19 protein-coding genes, 2 pseudogenes and 1 CRISPR repeat array are annotated in these 24283 nt (G+C 49.1%); of the genes and pseudogenes, 1 reads left to right on the top strand and 20 read right to left on the bottom strand.

The window, feature by feature from the left end; genetic code table 11:
- Positions 1-99 precede the first annotated feature (99 nt).
- The 20 genes and pseudogenes from ACM1PF_RS27240 to ACM1PF_RS27145 all read right to left on the bottom strand — a co-directional run bounded on the left by ACM1PF_RS27240 (position 100) and on the right by ACM1PF_RS27145 (position 23088).
- Positions 100-2295, bottom strand: a complete 2196-nt coding sequence (locus ACM1PF_RS27240) for a hypothetical protein (protein ID WP_416669171.1) — start codon at positions 2293-2295, stop codon at positions 100-102.
- A complete protein-coding gene (locus ACM1PF_RS27235; protein ID WP_416669169.1) occupies positions 2249-5134 on the bottom strand; it encodes a hypothetical protein in 2886 nt (961 codons plus the stop codon). Before ACM1PF_RS27235 ends, ACM1PF_RS27240 begins: the two co-directional genes overlap by 47 nt.
- Positions 5135-5290: 156 nt before the next feature.
- Positions 5291-6022 carry an HAD family hydrolase gene (locus ACM1PF_RS27230; protein ID WP_416669168.1) on the bottom strand — a complete coding sequence of 244 codons (732 nt, stop codon included), beginning with the start codon at positions 6020-6022 and terminating at the stop codon, positions 5291-5293.
- A 229-nt stretch (positions 6023-6251) separates the two neighbouring features.
- On the bottom strand, positions 6252-6485 hold the full coding sequence (locus ACM1PF_RS27225) for a hypothetical protein (RefSeq protein ID WP_416669166.1): 234 nt from the start codon (positions 6483-6485) through the stop codon (positions 6252-6254).
- A gap of 412 nt (positions 6486-6897) precedes the next feature.
- On the bottom strand, positions 6898-7248 hold the full coding sequence (locus ACM1PF_RS27220) for a DUF5615 family PIN-like protein (protein WP_416669164.1): 351 nt from the start codon (positions 7246-7248) through the stop codon (positions 6898-6900).
- On the bottom strand, positions 7242-7580 hold the full coding sequence (locus ACM1PF_RS27215; protein WP_416669162.1) for a DUF433 domain-containing protein: 339 nt from the start codon (positions 7578-7580) through the stop codon (positions 7242-7244). Before ACM1PF_RS27215 ends, ACM1PF_RS27220 begins: the two co-directional genes overlap by 7 nt.
- Before the next feature lie 25 nt (positions 7581-7605).
- Positions 7606-10610: direct repeats of the CRISPR family, unit length 37 nt; unit sequence GTTTCAATCCCTGAGAGGGATTAAGGTTCATTCGATC.
- Between the two features lie 267 nt (positions 10611-10877).
- Positions 10878-11150, bottom strand: coding sequence for a CRISPR-associated endonuclease Cas2 (gene cas2, locus ACM1PF_RS27210; protein ID WP_416669160.1), 273 nt, complete (start codon positions 11148-11150; stop codon positions 10878-10880).
- 33 nt (positions 11151-11183) lie between these two features.
- On the bottom strand, positions 11184-12224 hold the full coding sequence (gene cas1d / locus ACM1PF_RS27205; RefSeq protein ID WP_416669159.1) for a type I-D CRISPR-associated endonuclease Cas1d: 1041 nt from the start codon (positions 12222-12224) through the stop codon (positions 11184-11186).
- A complete protein-coding gene (gene cas4 / locus ACM1PF_RS27200) occupies positions 12224-12811 on the bottom strand; it encodes a CRISPR-associated protein Cas4 (protein ID WP_416669158.1) in 588 nt (195 codons plus the stop codon). Before cas4 ends, cas1d begins: the two co-directional genes overlap by 1 nt.
- Before the next feature lie 10 nt (positions 12812-12821).
- Positions 12822-13643: a CRISPR-associated endoribonuclease Cas6 gene (gene cas6 / locus ACM1PF_RS27195; RefSeq protein ID WP_416669156.1), complete on the bottom strand. Its 822-nt coding sequence runs from the start codon at positions 13641-13643 to the stop codon at positions 12822-12824.
- Between the two features lies 1 nt (position 13644).
- Positions 13645-13935 (bottom strand): annotated as a pseudogene (locus tag ACM1PF_RS27190) (HEPN domain-containing protein); the annotation flags it as partial.
- Positions 13936-14027: 92 nt separating this feature from the next.
- Positions 14028-14375 carry a nucleotidyltransferase domain-containing protein gene (locus ACM1PF_RS27185; protein WP_416669154.1) on the bottom strand — a complete coding sequence of 116 codons (348 nt, stop codon included), beginning with the start codon at positions 14373-14375 and terminating at the stop codon, positions 14028-14030.
- Between the two features lie 54 nt (positions 14376-14429).
- On the bottom strand, positions 14430-15035 hold the full coding sequence (locus ACM1PF_RS27180) for a 2OG-Fe(II) oxygenase (protein WP_416669152.1): 606 nt from the start codon (positions 15033-15035) through the stop codon (positions 14430-14432).
- Positions 15036-15056: 21 nt separating this feature from the next.
- Positions 15057-15515 (bottom strand): type VII toxin-antitoxin system HepT family RNase toxin, encoded by a 459-nt coding sequence (hepT, locus tag ACM1PF_RS27175; protein ID WP_416669150.1) that lies wholly within the window; start codon positions 15513-15515, stop codon positions 15057-15059.
- Positions 15512-15949, bottom strand: coding sequence for a type VII toxin-antitoxin system MntA family adenylyltransferase antitoxin (gene mntA / locus ACM1PF_RS27170; protein ID WP_416669148.1), 438 nt, complete (start codon positions 15947-15949; stop codon positions 15512-15514). The genes hepT and mntA overlap by 4 nt, the downstream gene beginning before the upstream one ends.
- Positions 15950-15979: 30 nt before the next feature.
- Positions 15980-18280 carry a type I-D CRISPR-associated helicase Cas3' gene (cas3, locus tag ACM1PF_RS27165; RefSeq protein WP_416676812.1) on the bottom strand — a complete coding sequence of 767 codons (2301 nt, stop codon included), beginning with the start codon at positions 18278-18280 and terminating at the stop codon, positions 15980-15982.
- Positions 18273-19064, bottom strand: coding sequence for a type I-D CRISPR-associated protein Cas5/Csc1 (gene cas5d / locus ACM1PF_RS27160; RefSeq protein ID WP_416669146.1), 792 nt, complete (start codon positions 19062-19064; stop codon positions 18273-18275). The genes cas3 and cas5d overlap by 8 nt, the downstream gene beginning before the upstream one ends.
- A gap of 3 nt (positions 19065-19067) precedes the next feature.
- The gene (gene cas7d, locus ACM1PF_RS27155) at positions 19068-20081 is read right to left on the bottom strand and encodes a type I-D CRISPR-associated protein Cas7/Csc2 (RefSeq protein ID WP_416669144.1); all 1014 of its coding nucleotides are present in this window, start codon (positions 20079-20081) and stop codon (positions 19068-19070) included.
- Between the two features lie 12 nt (positions 20082-20093).
- The gene (locus ACM1PF_RS27150) at positions 20094-22805 is read right to left on the bottom strand and encodes a CRISPR-associated protein Csc3 (protein ID WP_416669142.1); all 2712 of its coding nucleotides are present in this window, start codon (positions 22803-22805) and stop codon (positions 20094-20096) included.
- 21 nt (positions 22806-22826) lie between these two features.
- Positions 22827-23088 (bottom strand): annotated as a pseudogene (locus ACM1PF_RS27145) (DUF433 domain-containing protein).
- A 209-nt stretch (positions 23089-23297) separates the two neighbouring features.
- On the opposite strand from ACM1PF_RS27145, the gene ACM1PF_RS27140 reads away from it, so the two are divergent.
- On the top strand, positions 23298-24167 hold the full coding sequence (locus ACM1PF_RS27140; protein WP_416669140.1) for a WYL domain-containing protein: 870 nt from the start codon (positions 23298-23300) through the stop codon (positions 24165-24167).
- Positions 24168-24283: the final 116 nt, after the last annotated feature.

The raw sequence follows: 24283 nt of genomic DNA, 5'->3' as shown, positions 1-24283 counted from the left end.
GTCTCAGGGAACCAGAGAAGACTGAGACATCAATTGATTGGGCTGAGAATTGGGCTGGCAATTGGGCTGAGAATTGGGCTGAGAATTGGGCTGAAACCATCAGGAGGGGGAGATCCGCGTGTGGGGCAATGCAGCGTAGGGATGGGTAAGGGTTTGGCGAGATTGAGCCAGAATTATGTCCAGAAATTGCTGTAACTGCTGCTGCTGTTGGGGATTGGGATGGTAATGGCTGCCCCGCTTTTGGAGTAGAGGTGCAGACTGGATGGCCTGTAAATAGGGGTTTTGCAGAGAGTCTGGGGCAAACAAGACCCGATCGCGCTCCGCTGGCATCAGACCTGGGGGAAGACGGCCTTCCAGCAGGGCGAGAAGATGGGACTGACAGACGGCTGCATCCACGCCATTTTGCTCCAACGTTTGCAGGATGCGGCGGGCTGAGGTCGGCTGTTTGGGGAAGTGGCGCAACAATTCCAGCAGTAAGAAGTAATCATTACACTGATGGCGAGCTACGTTGAGCAGGTTGGCACAGAGGGGCAAAACGGCTAATCCGTAGGCCACCCGACTGCAACTAAAAATACAGTTATCCTGCGGCACAGTGGGGCGGGTGTAGGTGTCTTGAATGATCACCGCATTGGGCAACTTTTGTCGGAGCCACCGGGCGATCGCTCCCATGGAAGCCGTTCCCCCCGTACAGATCACCTGCCTGATTTCAGGAGCCGTCACTTCCGCCTGTTTGAGCAATGTGTTTAACTCTCGATTCAGCCGTTGCACGTAGGGTAACAGGACTCGACTGCCCAGATCTTGTCGCAGCAATGTCCAGGTTCGATCGCCCAGTTGTAAGGTGAAGTAGCTTTGCTGTTGGAAGGCGATTTTGAGGTGCCGCGCTGCTTCCAGGAGAATCTGACCTGCCGGGTCTGCTTCTAACCGTTGATGCAAACGGTAACGGTTGGGTAAATCTGGCTCGCCCACCGTCGGTAGGGTTAAGGTCTGCAAGTCCAACGCCGCCAGATCTACTGCGGGCAGGGTCAGATCAATGCGATCGAGGTGCCGGGTTCGGGGAGCTAGAGGCTGTTGTAATAAGGGATAGAGCCACTGGCAGATGATGTCTTGATCGATCGCGTTTCCGGCAAAGGGCAGGCTGCGGTGGAGAAAGTCTGCATGGGTCAGGGTAGCGAGTTGGGCAGGTAGATTGACCAGCGTTAGTTCCGTCACGGTGGCTCCAGCGTTCAACACCAGGGTTCGCCCCTGCCAATCTGCATTTTGTAAAACAATCCCTGGATCAGGTGAGGAAGGGTTTTGTCCAGCTTGTCCAGCTTGTCCGGTTTGTCCGGCTTGTCCGGTTGGTTCAGGCTCCCTCTGCCGCTGTAACACCGATAGCAGAGTAGCGATCGTATCTTCCAGAAAGAAAATCTGATCCGGTTGAGCGACTAAGCCCGCTTGCAGAATTCCTTCCCGCAGGTTGAAGCTGTAGGTGTCTGACCAGTTGGCTGGATAGCCCATTACCACTCCCGCCAGTTGATGCAGGGCATTTTGCAAGGACTGATCGGACAAGCCCAGGGCACTACACCTTAACGTACCGATCGTCGTGCGGGTGGGATGTTTCAGGGTGAGTAACAGGGTTTGAAACGCGGATTGCAGCCAGGCTAAGGGCAACTGCTGGTGATCAGACCATTGCAGTACTGGTTCCCACTGCTGGGTTTGGGGGGAGCGGTAGGGAATGCCCAGCCGCAGGTAGGGTTTGATAGGCTGGACGAAGACGGGGGCAGGCGCGTCAGGATGGTTAGAGCCTGGATAGTTAGGGACAGGATAGTTAGAGCCTGGGCGATGGAAAGGGTCAGCAAGGGCAATGGGTAGGCTGAACCGGGGTTGGGGAGAGGCGGTTGCGGCGGCTCGATCGCCCGACTGGGATGGAAATGCGGCCACCGTAGGCAATCGGAAGCGTCGTATGGGAGATTCTCCCTCGGAAGGGGAGGGGCTGGCATCCGATGCGATCGTCCAATAGAGGGGGTAGAACTGTTCGGTGGCAGGATTCATCAACACCACAGAGAGTCCCGTCGTGCCCAGGTCAATGCCCACAAACCAGCCTTTGGTTTGCTCATCAGGAACCGGCTTGAGGGGAGGAGTCAGAAGATTGACGCGATCGCGGGTGGGTTGGGATGGCGGCTCGGTTCCAGAAGATGTGGCTTGCTCCGGGTCGGTTGAATCCTGGCTCAATCCAGGGGATGGGACTGGAGACTCTTCCCCCAGCAAATCAAGAATCAGATCGGCTACCGTTCCATCGGTGCTTTTTTTTTTCAACTTCCCGATCGGCTGTTCGGGAAGGCGGGTTCAGTTCAGAGGGGTTGTCCTGGGGTGGTGCATCCGTTGGTGGGGACTGGGCGAAGGCTCCACCAAAGACATCGTCGATCGTAATTCGCTGGGTATCCGTTTCGGAGGGCTGTCGGGGAGGAGGAGCGGTGGGCACCCCTTCAAACAAACTATCCAGTCCGTCCAGGGTAAAGGTGTTGGTTTCGCTATTCTGGGCGGTTGGCTCCTGCTGGGAAGATTCTGGTGTAACGACTGGATCGGCATCCACGTTGGCAAACCAATCTTCGATCGTGGTGCCCAGATCCGCATCACTGGCAAGCGTGGATTCCTGGGTTCCCGGTTGGCTGGGGGAAGATGGGGCCGGATTGTTAGCTGGATCGGTAGCTGGATCGCGCTTCAGCTCACGGGCTGAATCGATCGGTGGATGACTTGATGAATCGCCTGCAAAACGATCGGTAAATAATAGTTGCTCGATCGCCAGATTGGAAAGCCGGGTGGGTGGATGGTCTAAACGACCGTCTGTCCAGTCAGAAGCCTGAAAGGGTTGAATGGCATCCGGCTCTGGAGCCGTTCCCGCCGCATTTGTTCCTGCCGCACCCGTTCCGGGGGGCGGTGAAGCATCGACTGCTTCTGTCCAGTCGGCTAATGTCCAGCTTGATTCAGTCACCTCGACCGCAGGGGGGGTGTCCTCCAGGTTAAATAGGTCGTGGGTCAACTGCTGAAGGGTGTCGGCGGGCAATCGCAGGTTTGAAGCTGGCTCCGGGGAAGCGGATTCTGTAATCAACAAGTCTTCCCCTGGATGGGCTGTTTCGTAGGCTTCATCATCAGGACGGGCAGAGGAGCGATCGCCCCCTACCGAGGACTCTGGCTCAATATCGGGGATGAGATCGGCTAAGGAGGCGATGGTTTCCACAGATTCTGCCGCTGGCTCTGGTTCAATTCCTGCTAAGGGATCGGGAAGGTCTTCGCTCAAGAAGGTGTCGAGGGTGAGATCCTCGATCGGAGGTTGCGGTGCTGCTGGCTGCACCAGCAGATTTTCTACGGATTGCGGAAATTCTGAGAACGGTTCGAGATGGGGCAAATCCTCCCCTGCGGCGGGAAAGGGATCGGATTGGGATGGATCTGCCAGTCCGGCAAACAAATCGTGGTTGACATCGCTTTCTTCCACTTCCAGGGCGATCGATTCTTCGGGCAATCGATCGCCCATCATGCCAAATGTTTCAGATGCTCGATCGTCTGCTGTATGCTCTACTGTATGCTCTACCGGGTTCTCTGCTGCATGCTCTACTGGGTTCTCCACCTGGGATGTTTTGGGTTCATCAACAGAGCCAAAAAAATCTTGATAGAATTCATCTTGATAGAGATCGTCTGGGGTTGATGCAAATTCAGTTTGCGGGACAGGCGTAGAACCTGCTTCCGGTGATGAAGGGTTAATCCTCAGTTCTGGCTCAGATTCGAGATTGCTTCCCGGTTCTGTCCCAGCTTCTGGTACGGCAGCAGAAATTTGGCTGAGTAGATCCAGGGCAGAGTCCAGATCATCATCCAGGGCGAGGGGGGCTGGTTCTGGGGGGGGAGTCGGCTGCTGATGCGTTGGAGAATGATCTAGCGATTGTTCGTCTTCCGAGAAGGGGGGAAAGGGAAAAAAGGGATCTTCCTCCTCTGCCAGGGGGCTAACTTCAATACCCGTTGGCAGATCTGACAGCGCAGACAGATCCAGTTGGCTCAATTCTCGATCGAGTTCTTCCAGGCGTTCTCGTTCTGCTTCAGGTGAAAGGGGCGAATTGGGATCATCAATGGCAAACGGAACAGGTTCCCCCGATGCAGTTTGGTTCGCACCTGACTGATCTAGGGCGTTGAGTTCTTCTAATAAACGAGAGATTTGTTGATCGGGGTCATTCTCTACCTTGAGGCGATCGGGTTCTGTCTCCTGTCCGGGTAGGGTTCGGGCTGTATCTTCATAGGAAAGTCGTTCTTCGCCCCATCCAGACTGGGGATTTTGCAAAAAGGAGGAGGCTTCCCGTCCCAAAATCTGGGCCAGCCGGGCCACAAAGGCGGCAAATACGGCTTCCCCTTGCTGCCCCATATCGTGCATACGCCCCAAGCCTTCCCCCAGGGAGTCCTGATAGCTTTGCAGGTTCCGCTGAAGGGATTCAAACACGACTCGCAGGGTGGTATCCAACCGCAGCAGGAGTTGATCGGACTGGGATTGAATCGCCCGTAGTCGCTCTAACCGCTCGACGGGACTGAGGGCCGCCAGATCGCCACTGATTGACTCAGACCCCTGCAACTGCGCATTTTGAGCTGTCATGGCTGCCATCATTTGAGCCACTTGCCCTGAGAGATTTTCCTGAATCTGCTTCATGGCTGCCTGCATATATTCTTGAAAATAGGCTGGCGGTTGTTGGGCCATGACATACTGCTGACGCTGCATTTCCAGGCGACGCACTTCTTGAAGCAGAGCCTCTCGCTGATGTTGTAATACTTCGACATCCGATCGCATCGGTTGCAGCATATTAGTCCGCAGGTAGGTCATTTCCTGGAGGACAGATTGCAGGACTTGCTGGGCGGATGCTTCGGCGGATGCCTCCGGGTGAGTTGCCGTCGTGCCTCGGTTTTCCTGATCCTGAGAACTACCCGCATTGGCTCGGACATCCGTGGAGTTTGCCTTCTCGCTCTGTAGGGATAGGAGATAGTGACGGGTTTGTTCTAACACTTGACGCTGCTGGGCGGCATCACTGGACATGACCCAGGGCAAGCGAGGACTCGTCTTGTTGAGAACCTCATCTATCTGATGAATCAGGGTTTGGATTTGAGATGTTTCGGAAGTCACGACTGAATCTCTGAGAAATAGGGTTTCAGACTAATTACGCTACGAATTAAGCGACAGGTTTTGCGGTGAATGAACGACAGACTGCCCGATTGGGGCGATCGCTGCCTAATACTAACGCTATCTTGCCCAACCGGAACAGGAAACTTGTCGTTCCCTTTATTCCGCTGCCAGAAGTCGATCGATCAACTCTGTTACTCCAGCTCCCCGGTGGCCTTCAGATACCCAATCTACTTGTTCTTTCAGCTCTGGCAAGGCGTTGGCGACGGCGACGGAATAGCCGCATAACCTTAAGAATGCCGTGTCGTTCTCTGCATCTCCCACCCCTGCAACAGATTGTAAAGAAAGCTGCAATTCCTGAGCTGCGGCCCGAAGTCCCAGGGCTTTATCCACTCCTACTGGCAGAATCATGACTGCGCCTTTGTTCATGATTACCTGCAAGTCTCGTAGTCCCAACTCCTGGATTACTTCCTGAACGGTGACATCGTGGGGAGTCCAGGTGGCGACGATGACTCGTCCGAAGGCTAACCACTGCAAACCCTGATCGCTCACGATTTTGTCAAATTCTCCGGGAACGGCCTGGGGTCGCTCGTCTTCTAAAATGCGCTGCCGCAGTCGTTGGACAAAGTTCTGGGGGGGAGGCTCCCCTAATAGTTGTTCGGTCTGATCGGCTGGACGATAGAGTAAGCCCCCATTTTCAGCGACTACAAGATCAAATAGATCAAATCGAGAAAAGACGGTCTGAAAGTCATCCAGCCGTCGTCCGGTGATCAGGATTGATTTGCGCCCAGCGTCTTTCCACTTTTCCAAAGCGTCCAGGGTGGCGCGATCGACTTGACCATCGGTGGCGAGGGTTCCGTCGTAGTCGGTGGCGAGGGCGTGGTAGGGCATGGTTGGGAGGGTGGGGTGAGGATTTTGGGGTTGCCAAGGCGTGAGCCTGGATGAGACTTTCCTGATGAGACTTTAAGGTGAAGCCCAAAAGGGTGGAAAGCACGGCAAGGCTCGATCGTATCACACCCAATCTAAACGTTTGCCCTGGCGCAGGGGGATGGGAAAAATCAGGGATTTAGCAGGGGTGCTCTGCTAGATCCCTGACAGCAGGTTTCTGTTTATGGGCGATTTATGGGCGATCGATGATTCGGTAGTGGGTGTTGATTTTCATGACTTCGGTGGAGTTTGGAGTGGGTAGAAAGCGGCTCCAGGTGGTGGCATCGCGGACGTTGAGGACGTGGAGTTGATGAATGATTTCGTTCACGCCTGCGGGGGAACCGATCGCAATCAGTTTGATCGATTCCCGATGGGGCAACGAGCCAAATTCGCTGCCGGGACTGAATATGAAGTTTTCGCCTGTCATTTGAAAGAATTCCTTTGTGGTTTAGGGGAAGAAACTCAGGAGCTTAGTTGTCCCCAACAAGCCGGAATCTACTCTAGCCTTGGACGAACCTTAGTAAAATAGACCCTAGCCTGTACAGACTCGCTGCTAACTTGTCTGTCGGGTTAGTGGCTGAGTGGTGTTGCTCACATCACTCGGTCACGCTAAAACTCCTGAGGAGCATGACGATGGCTGATCTCACACCAGGTAAGGGCATCGCCATAAGAGAACAGAGTAGTGAATTCTTTGGGTTCCGTCAATCTCTTTGGCAAAAAATTTTTGTGTTGGTTTGCTGAACTGGAAGCCGATCGTATAGTTTCAATCCCTGAGAGGGATTAAGGTTCATTCGATCGAATACAAATGAAGTTAAACGAGATCGCTAAGAATGGCGAAATTAGAACGGTAGGTAATGAATTTGACCATCCAGTTCGTCATCTAAAGCACAGTCTAGAATTAGGCAAATATCTTCTATGACGCGCCCGATCGGAGTATCTGTTCTCACCTCAATCACACCGGGCATTGACAAACCCTGTGCGACCCGCTCATAGGCAAACCGAGTGATCGTGGCAACATCGTGGGTAAGCAGTATCCGCTTTTCTGCTGCTGCCCATTCCAGAATGGTAGGATCATCTTTGCCCGACAATCCAATGTCTTGCACTCGCACAATATCTATGTTTGGGTTGCGCCGCAACAGCCCTCTAACAATTGTGTTATCAAGGTTTTCGTCTGCTAGAAGCTTTAACATACTTCTTTTTGTGCTTTCCGAGCGAGCAGTTTGTCGCGCAGTCCTTGAGGATCAAACCGTGTCTCATTCAAATTACGGATCTCCTGGGCCTGCTGTTGGCGATCGTGTAAGTAGTGTTCAACTTCAGTTTGATGATTAAGGTAAAAAGCAATGGTTGCGTAGATATCTGCAAGGGCTAGAGATGGATAGCGATATGCAATTTCTTCGGCTGTTGCCCCCTGCTGAAAGACTGCCACAATGGTATCCAGGGTGACTCGTGTATTGCCGATGCGTACGGCACCTTCGTCAGTCACTTGCAAAGGGGCGCGTTCAGGTGTGATTGCCAATATCATAGGATTACCAAATGCTATTTGTAAGATTTCAATTCTTGGTAGGGATTAAGGTTCATTCGATCTCTTATGGTATACAAGATCCTTCCGTTTAAATTCGTTTCAATCCCTGAGAGGGATTAAGGTTCATTCGATCCTGGCTGTGGAAAAAGCGTTGGGTTGAATCGCTCCAGTTTCAATCCCTGAGAGGGATTAAGGTTCATTCGATCCTGGACTGATTCGCGTTCCTTTGGGTAAAGGTGGGTTTCAATCCCTGAGAGGGATTAAGGTTCATTCGATCTTATCTCTCTACCTGCTCCGCAAATTCTTTATATCGTTTCAATCCCTGAGAGGGATTAAGGTTCATTCGATCAGCAGGCGATCGAATGGGCACAAGGGAATGCGCGTAGTTTCAATCCCTGAGAGGGATTAAGGTTCATTCGATCTCCTGTCTCAGCTAAATCGAGCGGTCGAGAGCCAGGTTTCAATCCCTGAGAGGGATTAAGGTTCATTCGATCCTCATCATTAGAGATGGTAGACCTGTCGGGCACATGTTTCAATCCCTGAGAGGGATTAAGGTTCATTCGATCTAACTCATCGTGTCCTGGAGGGGCGTGAAAGAGATGTTTCAATCCCTGAGAGGGATTAAGGTTCATTCGATCGCCCATAGCCACTGTGTCCAAAGTGGATCATCTTGTTTCAATCCCTGAGAGGGATTAAGGTTCATTCGATCGCTGCATCCGCTCTATCGAGGAACGATCGTCCATACGTTTCAATCCCTGAGAGGGATTAAGGTTCATTCGATCATAAATATCATCGATCGACTCCTGGTATGGCTGCAAAGTTTCAATCCCTGAGAGGGATTAAGGTTCATTCGATCGGAATCCCGTAGCGGCTTGCGCTATGTGCTAAAATCGTTTCAATCCCTGAGAGGGATTAAGGTTCATTCGATCGAGCAGAAGAAGAACGAAGATGCAGCATTCTTTCATGTTTCAATCCCTGAGAGGGATTAAGGTTCATTCGATCCTTAGAAGCGATTCAGCACACTTGCCAACACTTTGGGTTTCAATCCCTGAGAGGGATTAAGGTTCATTCGATCACGACCTAAAGTATGGCTAGACTCAAGACCAGTTGGTTTCAATCCCTGAGAGGGATTAAGGTTCATTCGATCAATTCCTCTTCCGGTTAAGGAGCCTTCTTCTACTGTTTCAATCCCTGAGAGGGATTAAGGTTCATTCGATCGAATCATACAAAATACTTGCCATCAGGAGGAACTAGTTTCAATCCCTGAGAGGGATTAAGGTTCATTCGATCAGATACTTTGAAAGGTAAGCGGATACTGATTTTTCGTTTCAATCCCTGAGAGGGATTAAGGTTCATTCGATCACAGCCTGAAATTTGTTCGCCAGCATCATTCTTGAGTTTCAATCCCTGAGAGGGATTAAGGTTCATTCGATCGATGTGCAGCAGCGAGACGACGATTATTGATTTGCTGTTTCAATCCCTGAGAGGGATTAAGGTTCATTCGATCCTACTGTTACAAAGAAATCAATCAAATTCAGGAAGGTTTCAATCCCTGAGAGGGATTAAGGTTCATTCGATCGAGATTGCCTGACGGAGAACTTGTGAGGAGTGCTAGTTTCAATCCCTGAGAGGGATTAAGGTTCATTCGATCGCACGGGCAGATGTTGCTGAGTTGCAAAATGGGGTGTTTCAATCCCTGAGAGGGATTAAGGTTCATTCGATCGAGCGACACGGTAAAGCTCCTATCGCTCCGCATCGGTTTCAATCCCTGAGAGGGATTAAGGTTCATTCGATCGAAAACGGCGATATGGTAGAGCGGGGCACAAACAATGTTTCAATCCCTGAGAGGGATTAAGGTTCATTCGATCGCGATGATACTTTGATGGCTTGAATTCATGAAACCGTTTCAATCCCTGAGAGGGATTAAGGTTCATTCGATCAATCATCGATAAGCAAATCTAACTCCTCAAGGGTCGGTTTCAATCCCTGAGAGGGATTAAGGTTCATTCGATCATTCCTTTGTATACCCCCGGCATTCGATGAAATGCTGTTTCAATCCCTGAGAGGGATTAAGGTTCATTCGATCAGACCCCGCACCAGTAATAGAAACCTGATTGGTCGTTTCAATCCCTGAGAGGGATTAAGGTTCATTCGATCGGGGCAATGCCTGCCACCATCCTTGCCTGAGACAGAAGTTTCAATCCCTGAGAGGGATTAAGGTTCATTCGATCGCTCTTGAAGGTCGGTAGGCATCAACGCCACTTCGTTTCAATCCCTGAGAGGGATTAAGGTTCATTCGATCGATCGGAATATTGTGGTTTCCGCTTCGATTTGCTGTTTCAATCCCTGAGAGGGATTAAGGTTCATTCGATCATAATATCCAGTGTTGCGGCAGACTGATCAACCTGGTTTCAATCCCTGAGAGGGATTAAGGTTCATTCGATCCGCCACTTTTCGTATAGTTCGATATACCGAAAAATGTTTCAATCCCTGAGAGGGATTAAGGTTCATTCGATCGGCAGAGGAATTAAGTTGGCTAGGCAAGAATCTGGTTTCAATCCCTGAGAGGGATTAAGGTTCATTCGATCATCTGGTTGCCCAAGGATTCAGGGGCACAAATAGGTTTCAATCCCTGAGAGGGATTAAGGTTCATTCGATCGGCTTCCGTCGTTCAGCGGCAGGAGGTTGTGCATTACCAGGTTTCAATCCCTGAGAGGGATTAAGGTTCATTCGATCGTTCCCCAAAACAGGCTTGCGAAGCCCTGTTCGGGGTTTCAATCCCTGAGAGGGATTAAGGTTCATTCGATCACGATCGGAATATTGTGGTTTCCGCTTCGATTTGCTGTTTCAATCCCTGAGAGGGATTAAGGTTCATTCGATCCAGGAGTAAACATAGCAGATTGAGCGAAGTCTAACATCAGTTTCAATCCCTGAGAGGGATTAAGGTTCATTCGATCGCTTTTGAATAAGGTGGCGATCGGGACTAAGTTGTGGTTTCAATCCCTGAGAGGGATTAAGGTTCATTCGATCAGCGGTCGCCCAGAAGCCTTGTTATATGCAGTTTTCAAGGTTCGATCGCGTGAAACTAGCCCATCATAACAATTCTTCAATTCAACGTCATCCGCATTTATTCCCATCGATCGCCCCAACTTCCCACTCACCAACACTTCTAGCCCCTGCGCGAACCCCATCAACAGTTCTAAACCCTCAAACCATTGCCAGGCAGGCGATCGAGCCTCATTCAGTAAGCATCCTCCCAAAAACACCCACCCCCTCGCGCAACTCAAACCTCTAAGCCTAAACCAAAAAAATCGACTCATCCCGCACTGGCTCACCCCCAATCCGCTCCACCTTCCCCTGACAACAGGCACACAGAAAATAGAAGCGAATACTATCAGATTCCGGCTTAATCAAACGGCTGAGACGCGATCGAAGTTTCGCATACTGCGTATCTGTCAAATGGCATTCAAACACACTAAACTGCATCCACTGCCCGTACGACTTTAGCACCTTATGCACCTTCGATCGCCGCTTATCCTCCGGAATATCATAACTAATCACCACATACATCCTTCACCTCATGATCAATTACCTTGACATCAATTACCTCAAGATTAACGGTGGATACTGCTCCGTCTCAGCTAGCAAAAACTTCGCCATCAACCGGGCCTGAAGCTCAAACGCCTCCTGATACGTACACTGCTTCTGCAACACCGGATGCTTAAACTTCGACTGCTTCTTCTGTTCATACAACCGTAAAAACGTTCGTCTTCCCTCCTCCGACAACGAAACCGCTCCACTCAACGGCTCCAACCCGAAATCCGCCGGAGTTAAAACCCGACGATTCAACGCCGCCAGCACCATCGCATCCACCACCAGCGGCCGAAACTCCTCCATCAAATCCAACGCCAGCGACGGACGACCATACTGCGCCGTATGCAGATAACCCAAATAGGGATCAAACCCCACAATGTTGATTGCACTTTGGACATCATGGAGCAACAGCGCATAGCCAAAACTCAGCAACGCATTCACCGGATCCGTCGGGGGACGACGACGACGTGCTTCAAAAGAAAACCCCTCCGCCCGAATCAACTGCCCAAAGCTACCAAAATACGCTGCACTTCCCGCTCCCTCCAAGCCTCGCAACGAATCGATCGCCGCTGTTCTAGAAATCGGTTCAAGCACCTGCTCAATCCGCGTAATCGCCGTTTGCAGAGGCAAATCATACTCCCGTTGCGATCGCATCAACGCATTCCGATAATTCTTCAGCTTTCCCCGCACAAAACCCCGCACCAGATGCACTGCCTTCTCAGAAGGCGTTCCAGAATCAGTTCCAGAATTCGTTCCAGCAGTTATCCCAGAAGCTGCCCACTGCGCCGATCGCACAAAAATATTCTTGGTTAACGGTGGCTCCAACCGACCCAGATACCGCCCCGTCCCCGTCAAAAAACTCAACGGAATCTTACGCTCCAATAGCTCCATCAACGCCGCTGGAGAAACCGTTGCCCGTCCCAGCACCACAATCCCATCCACCTTAATCATCGGCACATCCAGCAGCGTCTGCTTCTGCGATCGTACCTGAATTCGTTCATCGGTTTTACCAATAAAGCTGTCATCCTGTGTGATATAAATCGTTCCCATCAGCCTTCCTCTTTGTATCGCTTTACCTTCACCATTGCCTGCGGTAAGCAAGCCTCAAACAAACTACAGCCCCGACAGCGAGGCGTATAAATGGCGGGTGGCATCTTCCCCGTTTCCAATAGCGATCGCACGGACTTCAGCGTTTCGATCGTCTCCTGCCGTAAAGCCTCATCCAGATCCACCGTCTGACGTTGATGGGATTGAGCATAATACACATACCCCTGGGCGATCGTCTGACCCGTCATCTCCTCCAGACAGAGTGCCTGGGCACACACCTGCAACTCATCATTATCAAACTCCCCCCGACGGCTACGCTTATACTCCACCGGATACCACCGTCCATCCCTCTCCTCCAGCAAATCCGCCTTGCCAATCAGCCCGTACTGCTCCGATCGCAGCCATACCGCCCGAATCTGCCACGTCTCCTCCCGATGCCCCTCCCCCACCGTATGCACCCGATCGTGTAAACTCGTCCCCTCGATCGTGTACTGATTCTCCACAAACTCCCCCGCACAAAACATCCGCCAGCAGCGATGGGGGCAATAGCTATACTGATTCAAAGCAGCGATCGGAATATAGTCCAGCATTTAACCCACCTCAAACTCGCCTGACCATGCCCATGCCCATCGGTGTTTTCCGCCCCACCCCCGCATACAGGGCAAAATCCGCCAGCGTATTCACCTGCTGAATTACCAACGGCGAGACATCCCCCAGAATCCGAAACGACATACTTCCCACACAGCCAATAAACTTACTGCGAGCATCTCTGACTATCTCCGTCCGAATGTCAAAAAAGCTGGGAAAAACACACTCCAGAATCGAATCCAGAAACTCAATCTCACTGTATTGATTCCAGCGACGCAGCAGACTACCAAACACACTCTCTCGCGTCGGCAAAGCCGAATCAAACTGACCCTGCCGAAACGCAGTCGGCGTAAAAAACCGCAAATTCATCTGACGTTCCTGCTCCGAAGCTTGCTCATACAGTTGGGCATAGGTCGCAAAACCAGCCCAGGGTTGAGTCGATTGGGCAGTCCCCAGAATGCTGGCAATCTGTAAATCCGCCGATCCCAAATGCCACGGCTGGGCCGGGTTCAGATTCAGCCACAATCGAGACAAGTGCCCAAACAAGGCATCATCCAGCAACGACACCCGCCACCAGCAGGGCATTCCCGCCGGAATCGGTTGAGTCTGTTCATACTGCAAAATCTGGGAACCTGAGACAGGCTTTCGGGAATCCCGCTGTAACGGACTCAGGGTAAACGCTTTATTCGTCTGCTGTCCATGCAACCGATCGCCCAACTCCTGATCTACCGAACTAACCAACGTCAGAAACAGCGCATGCAGATGTTTGCCAGACAAATAACCCGGAGAAATCGGCGATCGGGGATGGAGATTGAGAATTAAACTATGGGGCATATTACGGTTCTATTAATTTCCTAACTGCTTGCACAAAAGAAATGGCAGACTGAATTGCAAGTTCAGCATCCTCGGTCGGGACTCGCCGAGTTTCGCCATAGTCAGCAATACTTCGCAATTCAAATAACCAGTTCAGTGTTTTTCCCATTTCTTTCGGTAATTTATTCGATCGAATAAATTGTCGATGAATTGCGGCAATGACACCGCTATGTTTTGAAAATTCTTGCCCTTCTTGAAGTAAAAGAGCAGTCGCTGCATAGAAAATTGCATAATAGGCTCGTGATGCAGCAAAATCTGGAAAACCTGACTATAATAGTCTTGCAGCTTCGATCGACTCATTAGAACGATCAAGATTTGCTTGAATTTCTTTGCGATATGGCGAAGTCACAACTGAATACCTTTTCGTTGAATATTTCGATACAGTTGTAAAGAACCTGCCTTAAACTCCTCAACCGATGCAGGTTTAGCAGAAATGAGTTGGTTCGCCTCCAGTTGAATGGGTTGAAGCAAATCAACAATAGTTTGTAGTTCCTGAAAGTAGTTGAATGGTTCAATCAAAAGCAGCAGCAGATCGATATCGCTATCTGGTTCAGCTTTCCCTTCTGCAAAGGAACCATAAAGAATGAGTCCTGCAAATTGCTTTCCGTAATGTGCTGCCAAATGTTGCTTGCATAAGCTCGTGATCCGCTGCACATCGGGACTATTTTGCTTCAAAGTATCTGATGTTGCCATCCCTTACTCCTATATCGAGTTGAACGAATCTCTTCATCCTATTTTCCTATCCGATCACCTGCGACGCTTTGCCGCCTTCGCCCTTGATTCGATCGTAAATTCTGGAATCTCCCGCAACTCTCGATCGCCCAACCCATACTGCTCACATACCAGACTCAACCGCGTTCCTGGCGTTTGCACGGCATTCACTGAATGGGTCAAATCCCCCTGAAAATACAGCAACGTATTCACCTGCGGCTTAATCTGCCCCACCTGCTGCCGATGATTCCGCAACACCAGCTCTCCCCCTCGCAATGGCTCTGGAACTTCAACGTACAGCACACTCACCACCAGTGGTGGCTCAATCGTTTTACAGTACGATCGCAGGGAACGATCGATATGCGGATCAACGCGAGAACCCGCCTGCAACATCAGCGGATTCAGATAAAATGCATTACAGCCTGACTCCAACGCGCGATCGAGGTAGGGCTTAAAGAAAGGAAACTGACGTTCGACTTCCGGAATCCCCGATCGCTGAAACACCACAGAAAATCCCTTCGTTCCAACAAAATCTCGATTCAAGTTATTCACTGCAAAGTACGGACAAGCCTGAATCTCACCGCGCAGGTCGTTGAGGTAGGCGCTCGGGAAGGCGTTGGGGTGGGTGTGGTGGTAGGGCACGGTTGGGCGTGGGTAGAGGTTTTATGGGTAGTTGTTTAGGCGATCGAGGTAGGCTTGGATGGCTTGAACGTACTGGGGGTATTGGGTCAGGGCTGCTTGAAAAGATTCATAGACTCGTGTGGGGTCAAGATTGTCATACTCATGGGCCAATATGTTTCTCAGGCTTCCGGAGGGGGCAAGTTGCTTTGCTAGATTTTGGGAGATGAACCCGTGTTCACCAATTAAGATAAAGGACTCAAAGTTCTCAAATGCTCCTGAGGGAGTAGAGGGAGTGATGCCAGCAACTCGCTTTAACAGGGTTTTGTTAATTTCCAGGGCAGCTTGAATGATGACTTCCAGTAACCGTTCGATCGCCCTCTGCCTGAGTTCATCTTGAAGATACTCTTCCAAAGTTAAAAATTCCAGCGACTTCAACTGATCGATGCGATCGACCATGCGGCTCAACTTGCTGATGATGACTTCTGGATCTAACCTGCTCATACTCCCCACCTTTGTAACGCCTGAAGCACCTGTTCTCGTTGCGAGTGGCGAAACTCTTCAAGTTCAGCCTGAGTTTTGAGGGCGCGTCGCTGAAATTGGGCAAATTCACCTGGCGTTTTTTCGTAGATGAGCAGTCCATCACGGGCGATGAAGTGGGCTAAAACCTCTGAACACCGAGATAGATCAACCAAATCAATGTCGTCATAGGAAATTCCTGCCAAATGGCTCAATGTATCCATTAGAGCTGCACCAGAAAACCAAAACGATTTAGATTTGTGATTCAGAGTGGATTCAGAGAGGAAAGCAAAGTCCCAATCACTGCTACGATCGTCGTCACCTCTAGCTCTAGATCCAAAAAGGACGATTAGCTTGAGGGAGGGATGAACTCTGCTGAATCGCTCAGATGCAGACTTAAGAGCATCGATTTCATACATGGTGAAATTCAAGCTATCTACACAACTATGCTAAACAATGTAGAATTCTTCCTCATCGGGGCATTTTAATGCAACACCCGCAGAAGCGATCGCCAGAATTCCAGATAAGCTGGGGAAAAATGTATATTGCTTAGGCGTTGGAAAGGTGTAGGAAGAAACGTAAATCGGATAAGACTCCAACCCTTGTTTCCTTAACCGCACGATCGCCCAACGGTTCTTAGCAGTTTCAGAAACAATTACGCCTGGAATCATCTGTTTCTCAATGATTGATGGTGTAGGTCGTACAACATCCCCATAGGTTCGCTTAATGCTGCAATTCTCAAAGGCATATAGCTTGCACAGAAGTGTATTTTTGAATTCTTCTAGATCTTCAACGTATAGTGAGAAGGCTAAACTATACGGTTCCTCAGCTCTTGCTATCACTTCAACTCGATCGCCATCAATTTCAAACTCATATTCAAACTCATAAAAGCGTAACAGATGAATCGGATCGAGGTTAGTTTCTCCTACTTCGTCTAGCAAAAGATTGCGTGGATCGTAGATCTTTACATTTTCAAAAAGACTATCTCGAAAGCGAAATAAAGGAGCATAGCTTTCCTTGAGGATGGTGGCATAGGTCTGTAAATCTTCAGCGATGTCCTGATTTTTCTCAATTAATGATTCAATTTTGCTAAACGACTCTCTTCCGGTTTTTATCTCTTCGTAGTCTTCAGGACAGCACGCCCTCAAATAACTCATAGCGCAACTCTGCCCACCTTTAATGTACTTCCACTCCCTTTGAATCTCCTTAATCGACTTTCTGGAAATACTCTCTGCACCGTTCAATATGTTCATGCGTTTTCGGTAAAAGCTCCAGTCTCGTTTGCCATTAAAGACGGCTTGCAGGGTTTGATAGAGCTGCGTTACCAGAGACTCCTCAGGTAGGTTTTCTAGAGAAGATTCAAGCTCAAGTAGTGGTTTTGCAATTTCCAAGAAGGCTTCCGAACGCCAATAAATCTCCAGAAATGGACGTTTCATGCAATCCAGACTCGCCAGCATTTGCTTGAGCGCAGCTCGACCACTTGAGCAATCTAGCTCCATAATTCCTTGCTCCCAGGCTTGTTCCGGTAGATATGCAATTGCTTCAGACGGAACATCTGTTTGTGACTTTCCCAGTACTCGCCCCACCCGCCCAATACGTTGCCAAAAAGCAAAGCGATCGCGGGTCGAGAAGATCAGCCAGTCTAAATTTTGGCGCGGTGGTGCATTCCTACGCTCAAAGTTAAATCCAACATCTACCGTACTGGTAGCCAGGATGACTTGTTTCTGTGCTGCTTGCTGACGCTGTTCTATTGGTGTACTGCCTGTGATCCGCCCATAGCTTTTTTCTAGCCCTCGTATCCTCAATTCATCAGACACACGGTTGAGCATATCTTTGGAATCAAGAATAACTGCACCGTAATGAGCGGGGTTATTTTGCAGTCTTTGAACAACTTCATCTGTGATGTCGCCAATTAGCTTACTTCTATCTGGTTGCTGCCGAATCTCCAGAGTGACTGCGGTTTGCGAGGGAGTAGGGTACTCAGATTGCGATTCTCCATCAACCTTGGCAATTTTCACCCCAGCTTGAGCCAGTGTAGCCAAAGCCGCTTCGCAGGCTGGATCAGGGGTTGCGGTCAATAGAACTATTTTGCGATCGTACTGAAAGTAATTAAAGACTTGAGAAAGTGTCAGGTAAAAGAATAAGCTGACAAGCTGTTTGGCATCATACAAATGAAATTCATCAAAAATGATCGTTGCGAAACTGCTGTAAAAGACATAAGCAAGATTACTCCGATCTTTTGGATCGTATTGAAAAAAAGCAGCGTAGTAGAAAATATCTGGATTGGTCACAAGCAGGAGTGGTCTGCCACCTCCACATTCTGGAAAAATTGTTGCAGGTTCACGCAGCACGTTATAAAGCTTTTCGCCTGAACGTTTGCCAACCAGATCATCTCGCCAACTTTTAATATGCCTTGCCGAGGCAGCCCTGACCACATGAGGCAAACCTGCATCACGCACAAATTCTGCTGCGGCTTCAGCTTGTTGCTCAATGAGCGCATTAGTCGGTGCAATGTAAACCGCCGCATTGCGATCGCGATTATGATTCAGTACACTCAATCCGGCTTTAGTTTTCCCCGTGCCTGTTGGAGCAAGATCAAGGATAATGTCGTGTGTTTTTGCAACCTCATAGACCTCAACCTGATGCTTCAACATCCCTTGAGGAAAGGCTTTGATGATATCAGTGGGTAGTGAAGGCTCAGGACAGGTTTCAATGCTGCGAGGTTCAAGGTTAATTCTGAGATTACTCATCATTGCGTCCACCACAAAATTTTAGATTCGCGGGCAAAGTGAAATCGCCAACTCTCCAAGCTGCTCCATAAAATCGTAAATTCTTCAACAGCGAGACAGGCGGCATAGAAATCAAGTTAAAAGCGAGTAGTTGCAGGTTGCTGGGCAAATCGGCAGCACTAAGATAAGCATCACATTGATATTCACCTTCTGGAAGTGCGGTTACTACAAGTTCTTGAGCAACATCAACTCTCACTTTGCTCATAAACTTACCTACACGGATGTAATCAGGTAGTTCCCGATCGCCGAATGCCAGAGTCTGAAATCGACTGCCCCGCTCAATCACTCGTAGTCTACCAGTCTGAGGGAAATTGCTTGGTCGGAAGGTATTTGGTTTCTTGCCAGTTCGTTTTAGCGGTAAATTTTCCCGTGCTGTTGCCACTCGATTGTTGGTCATGGCATACCAGTAAGAGTCAGATAGAGCATTAAATCGCTCAAACCGGAAGGACACACTATCCGTGAGCGGAAAAGCAGGAAGAACATAGCACTGCTCTGCCAACGGAGACAGGTCTTCAATATATCTAGGTCGTCCGGTATCTTTTCCGATTAAGCGGTAGGGCGATCGCGCCCATCCCAATGCATAGGCAAGGGCATAATTACCGATCGCCCCTTCAGTGTAGTAAGTATCTGACAATTCCCGTGATGCAAAGAAGATAGGTTCAGCGCACCACAGCTCCACAAGTCGAGCGGATTGAAACGGTAAGGCACCAACAGAGGAAGGTGGTGAAAGCTTCAACTGGGGCATAGTTTATTCCTCCGACTGCTTGTCACGTCCTTTTTTCTTACCTTCGCTCTTGATTTTGCGAAAAGGTTCGTAGGACTGATTCAGACGCTTGAGAAAGGTAGCTTGCTCGTCTAATGACCAATGGCGATCGATATCCACAATTAATTCATTGAGTTCATCTTCAGACAATTGCATAGAAATTCCTCGCTTACTTGTCCAACTGGCGATAATAGATCGAGCAACTGAAGCCAGAGCTTCAGTGTTAAAGGGATGTTCAAGCTCCTTTCCGTCGGCAATAAGTTTGTCGTATATTCCCTGCACTAATTCCAAAGAACTGGGCAATTCTGCAATTCCCCCAAAAACACCAAGAATCTGATTTTCCATGCGCCCAATACGGCTGGAAACAGCTCCATAGCGTGTTGTGAGCAAAGTATTACCAAGGGCATAACGCAATTCATCAACCGTTACATCCTTGAAAGTGACGATATCTAGAAAATGAACTCCTGGTTTGATGTATTCACTGGTATTGAGCGCAGTTGAAGCATTACCCTTTTCATCTCGCATTGTTCCATTCTCAAAGATGGCGTTAATAGTGCGATCGGCCACTAGCTCAGTTGAAGGCAAAACACTGAATGCATCTTCAGTCCAAACTCGACTTTTCTGGGCACCTTCACCCCCAGCCGCAAATCCATAGAGAAAGCAGTCAATACACATTTCGCACGGAGCATTAGTATTGAGAGCGCAAATCGAATCACCCTTTGGAGCTTTGTAGAGCAATTCATGCGATCGGAGAAATTCCCGTCCCTTACGCCGTTCTGGGGCAACCTGTTTGCGTTCGGTCATTACCAGTCGAGGAATTGATTCAGTATGTTCTATCCCAGCTTGAACATACTCGCTGCACATGGGTTCTCCTGTGCCTTCAGTCCGAAAGATTGTTTCTGATTGTGTTGTGCGTAAAACAACAATCCCGATCGTCCGCCCTTTTGGAAAGTTTTCGTAACTAGCGGCAAGAAACGGCTGTAGTTTTTCAATTGTCATTGTTAATTTCTCCTATTTGGCTTCAACTTCCTGTTTAGTTGGGGATTTTAGTTCTTGACGAGCTTGTTGTAGAAAGAAAAGGTAGGCAGCTTCCAGGGTTTTACTGTCGGTCAGAAGCCTTTCTGGGCGAGAGTGATAAACCTCTTCAAATAGCTTTTGCAGCACCTGATAAAACTGTTTCACTTGTTCATACTTAGTTGCGCCGACCCCGTATTCTCGAATACGATCGAGCCGAGTATGGTAATCCTGCACCAGAGCAGCAAAGATTGTTTCCCAATCCATGTGGGCCTTCCGTGAACGGATGGCTTTAATAAACTCAGAAAATGGTTCTGCTTGGGCAGTACGTCGGAATGAACTCCCTCGAAGTTTGCCGACTTCAGCGATGTGGGCAGCTTGCTTGAGATAACTAGAGATGCGATCGTGTTCTTCTGACATCAGACTCCTCAGTAAACGATTCAAAGGTTCACAAATCCGAATCCAAACTGCTTCCAGATTTGGATCATCCTGTTCTCGCAAAATCCAGCGCAGCAAGACGTGGTAAAGCTCAAGAGGACGTTGAGCAGTACGCGCCAAATCATAAAGACAGTCATCTTTCTTTTGAAGACTGGAAACACTAATGGTCAGTCGTCCGATGCACTGCAATCGCTCTAGTACTTCTTCAGCCGTCGTAGCAGTCCGTTGTTCCTGAGCCGTCAAATGTCCATATCGTTGATAAAGTCCTGTCCCCAATAGAGGCTGTAATACAGAAGGAATTCCCTCAACCCTGCCGAACACATCCCAGGTTGATTCCACTTCTAAATTGGCACTCAGAATAAACGGAAATCCAAAATCTGGGGCTAACGATAGCTCTAACGCTAACCTTAGCGATTTGAGCAACGCGACTGAATTATTCACATCTCCCCAAATTACTGGAATTGTCACAGTTGAGTAGGTGAATTCTGGACGCTTTGGTAGCGCAAATCCAACAACTTTGTTCGATTTAAAAGCAATTAAGTTATCTCGATATAATTGCAATTCATCAACGGTGACTGTTCCACCTTCTGCATTAGTGGCTGCCGTATCGTGCAACCATTTTCGCCAAATATTTTGTAGCTCAGGACTCGATCCTTGAGGTAAAGCAAAGTGTAAATAAAGCGGGGCCTGCTTACTTGCCTTTGGAAAGCTTGATCCTACTGTGAGTAATTGATAGGACAAAGCTGCTAAGGCATCTCCTCGACGTTTGGGTTCTGCACTCATTCCCCCTGGCAAGCGATTTGAAAAGGCTTGCACTTTGGTTTCTGGAGGCATTTTGCTAGAAATTAGCTCATCCACCTGAGCAGACATCGCGCCCAAGGAACAGCGCTGCCGAGGATTAGCCTCAATGTAAGCGGTTAGCTCTGCGAATCCTTTCCATTCCGTTGAACTTGAAAAATTCAACAACCGACGGACACCCGTTACTAAATCCTCAGATACACCGACATCTTCGGTTTGCCGGAGTTGAAACGAGTCTTGTAGCGCGGCTCGAATGCTGTCCATTCCACCTAAAACAGCCTTTGCAGTAAATAAACCACGTCCATATTGAGCATTGAATGGTTCTAGCGCATCCCGCTGTTCAGGAGAAAGCTTAAGATGGTTAGCAATGCGATCCCAAGTCTCTTTTGGACTCAGATCCGCTTCTCGATAGCTGAGGTACGCTGCTTTCATCCCTTCAGATAAAGCAAACTCATCCGCAGTTGTCACTGGAATTAATCCAACAGACTGAGCTGCCGCAACAGCATCATCTCCAGCATCATTTCCGTACTTTTCAATATCCTTTGCAACTTTGTCAGCTTTATAGGTGCTCAATTTCTTGGTTAGCTCAATCTCAACTTGCTCAAGGGCTGCCTCTGGATTTTGTTGCACAGCTTGAGGATCGACTTTTATTCCATCTTTGGTTGCTTTAACCAGTTGCTCAACATTACTGCTAAAGACACAATCGATCCGCTTTTGCCATTGCTTTGCAATCTCAACGGTTAAATCTTCTTCAGGAAATGCTGCGCCTTCAAAGAGTTGTCCGTTGGGGGCAATTGCAAGGGTATGCAAGCCTTGCTGATGTAATATGACTTCACAGGCAGACAACAGTAGAGAAGTCAAATAGCCCCGATCCTCCGACAGTGTTACCTTGAACAGCCGACTGGGACGACCCAAAGCAACGGTTAACTCATTTTCAACTTTGCGAATCCGTTTATTCTCGTCAATACCCAAATCAAACAAATCACCACCAATCAGCATCGCTGCCCAACGCTTAATTTGCCCTTGGCGTTGAGGATCTTCTGCGACAAACCGAGTGCCGTCTGTGTTGTTATGACCAGAGTGACTCTCGATTAAGCGACGAACCAGTTCCAGGTCTTCATCTGTTGTGACTAACTCGTTCACTCCTGCATGGCTCAGTTGTTCCCTGAGAAAGGGGCGATCGCGTGCCAAGGTTTTGACCTTACGTTGCTCTTGATCTAATTTGTTCAAATCATGGACAGCAGTTGCAGCCAGAATCAGCGCACGTTTATCTTCAGGGACTTCAGCAATTTTGCTAACCGTAAGAACGAATTGACAGGCAGAATCGAGGTGTTCAGCCAGCGATCGTCCCTTACGAGTTCCATACTGCCCATGTGCTGCATGCAGTTCGTAAAGCTTTGGGCGAATCTCTTTGAAATATCGCTCATCTAGACTTTCTAGCTCACGGTTTAACAACCGCCGACGTTTCAGCATTTTACATTTCTCCCGGAAAAATCATGCTGTTGCTGTTTCCTCATTCAAATCAAAAGGTTGTTCCCATCCTCTCCTCACCAACTCAGCACCATAAGCAATGCAATCCAACATATCCTCTCGTTCAATACTGGGGTACGCCTTCAAAATCGTTTCAATGCTTTCCCCAGTCGCTAGCAGATCCAGAACTAACAACACCCAGATCCGATGCCCCCAAATGTTAAGGTTTCCCAAAACAGACCTCCGGATCGATCGCAGTCCGAGACAGTAGATCAGATTTGGTCATGCGTCTTGCTCAGTCGCTACAAAAGAGATGCATCCAACTGAAAGCCATATTCTGTTTCCTGCATCTCCATCAGGCAACTTGAAACAAAATTTATTGGTAAAGTACCCATATCGCTTCGTTTCGTCTTGCTTTGCTCCATCTTGACAGCGAGAATGGAGATAGTCAAGGGCAAATATTGATAAAATGTACGGACACTTGAAGGAGATCCTGTGACCCGTAAAGGACGTGCCATTACCCTTTCCATCAACGATCGCCAGAAAGCCCAGCTCGAGCAGCTTGCCCTGGAGTTGGGAGCCACCTGGGGGGAGAAAGCCAATATTTCTAAACTGGTCAAAGACATTGCCGATAACAAGCTGCGGGTTGCCGCCAACCATGATTGGACAGCCGATCGCCTGCACGCCCTCGATCAAGCGCGACGGGTGTTGATCGATATGGGACAGATTCAAAGTGCGATCGTGCTGGCGCATTTATTATTAGAACGCAACGAGTTGAGTTTGCCCCTGCGTAATGAAATTGAACAGTTTATTGCTGCTCCCGTCATCCCCTGGCGACAGGAAATCGATCGCCTGATTCGGCGCGAGCAACCCTTCCAACTTTCCTACCAGGATGCCGCCGATCGGATCTGGAATTTCACGATTCGCTATGCCAAAGTGGCGAATCGGGAAGAGCGACAGTATCTCGACTGTTGGTGTGAAGAGACAGACGGCAGCCAGGACTTACCCGAACTGATCCACAATCGCAGTTTACGGCTCGATCGGATTCCCGATGCTGCCATCACTCCGATCTCTGGATCATGGCGATCGGGGTTAGATTTTATTCCGGTTGAGTTTCATGTATTGAATCAACTTGCCTTCGCCTATCGCACCAAAAAGAATCTAGATATGGTCAACGAATGGATTCCCGATCGCCATCAAACTCGGCGGATTATCCGGACTATTAGCAGTACCTTTTGGTTCTTCCGCGAAGTCTTTCCCTATGGGGCAGACTGTGTAATTGTATCTCCAGATTCCGTGCGCGATCGATTCCGAAAAGAAGTTTGCAAACTCTATCAAGCCTACGAACCTGATCCAGCTCAGTAGGAATTAAAAAGGAACGTAAATTGAACAAACCAGAATTCTTGTGGGGTGGGCATCCTGCCCGCCCAGCCAACAGAGCAGAACACTGCACAAATTATTGGATTCACGCTCCTAAAATT

It is taken from the genome of Egbenema bharatensis FJBBOT/2019 (genome assembly GCF_048077055.1).
Classification (GTDB): Bacteria; Cyanobacteriota; Cyanobacteriia; order Elainellales; family Elainellaceae; genus Egbenema; species Egbenema bharatensis.
The sequence above is the reverse complement of the archived record's forward strand: the minus strand, read 5'-3'. Positions and strand labels throughout refer to the sequence as shown.

What these genes read in the sequence shown, in the direction of transcription:
- cas6 (WP_416669156.1), bottom strand. Translation starts at nt 13,643, where the DNA reads ATGCCCCATAGTTTAATTCTCAATCTCCATCCCCGATCGCCGATTTCT.
- ACM1PF_RS27215 (WP_416669162.1), bottom strand. Translation starts at nt 7,580, where the DNA reads ATGATATTGGCAATCACACCTGAACGCGCCCCTTTGCAAGTGACTGAC.
- mntA (WP_416669148.1), bottom strand. Translation starts at nt 15,949, where the DNA reads ATGTATGAAATCGATGCTCTTAAGTCTGCATCTGAGCGATTCAGCAGA.
- ACM1PF_RS27230 (WP_416669168.1), bottom strand. Translation starts at nt 6,022, where the DNA reads ATGCCCTACCACGCCCTCGCCACCGACTACGACGGAACCCTCGCCACC.
- cas3 (WP_416676812.1), bottom strand. Translation starts at nt 18,280, where the DNA reads ATGAGTAATCTCAGAATTAACCTTGAACCTCGCAGCATTGAAACCTGT.
- cas2 (WP_416669160.1), bottom strand. Translation starts at nt 11,150, where the DNA reads ATGTATGTGGTGATTAGTTATGATATTCCGGAGGATAAGCGGCGATCG.
- ACM1PF_RS27185 (WP_416669154.1), bottom strand. Translation starts at nt 14,375, where the DNA reads ATGGCAACATCAGATACTTTGAAGCAAAATAGTCCCGATGTGCAGCGG.
- cas4 (WP_416669158.1), bottom strand. Translation starts at nt 12,811, where the DNA reads ATGCTGGACTATATTCCGATCGCTGCTTTGAATCAGTATAGCTATTGC.
- ACM1PF_RS27220 (WP_416669164.1), bottom strand. Translation starts at nt 7,248, where the DNA reads ATGTTAAAGCTTCTAGCAGACGAAAACCTTGATAACACAATTGTTAGA.
- hepT (WP_416669150.1), bottom strand. Translation starts at nt 15,515, where the DNA reads ATGAGCAGGTTAGATCCAGAAGTCATCATCAGCAAGTTGAGCCGCATG.
- ACM1PF_RS27150 (WP_416669142.1), bottom strand. Translation starts at nt 22,805, where the DNA reads ATGCTGAAACGTCGGCGGTTGTTAAACCGTGAGCTAGAAAGTCTAGAT.
- ACM1PF_RS27225 (WP_416669166.1), bottom strand. Translation starts at nt 6,485, where the DNA reads ATGACAGGCGAAAACTTCATATTCAGTCCCGGCAGCGAATTTGGCTCG.
- cas5d (WP_416669146.1), bottom strand. Translation starts at nt 19,064, where the DNA reads ATGCCCCAGTTGAAGCTTTCACCACCTTCCTCTGTTGGTGCCTTACCG.
- cas1d (WP_416669159.1), bottom strand. Translation starts at nt 12,224, where the DNA reads ATGGGAACGATTTATATCACACAGGATGACAGCTTTATTGGTAAAACC.
- cas7d (WP_416669144.1), bottom strand. Translation starts at nt 20,081, where the DNA reads ATGACAATTGAAAAACTACAGCCGTTTCTTGCCGCTAGTTACGAAAAC.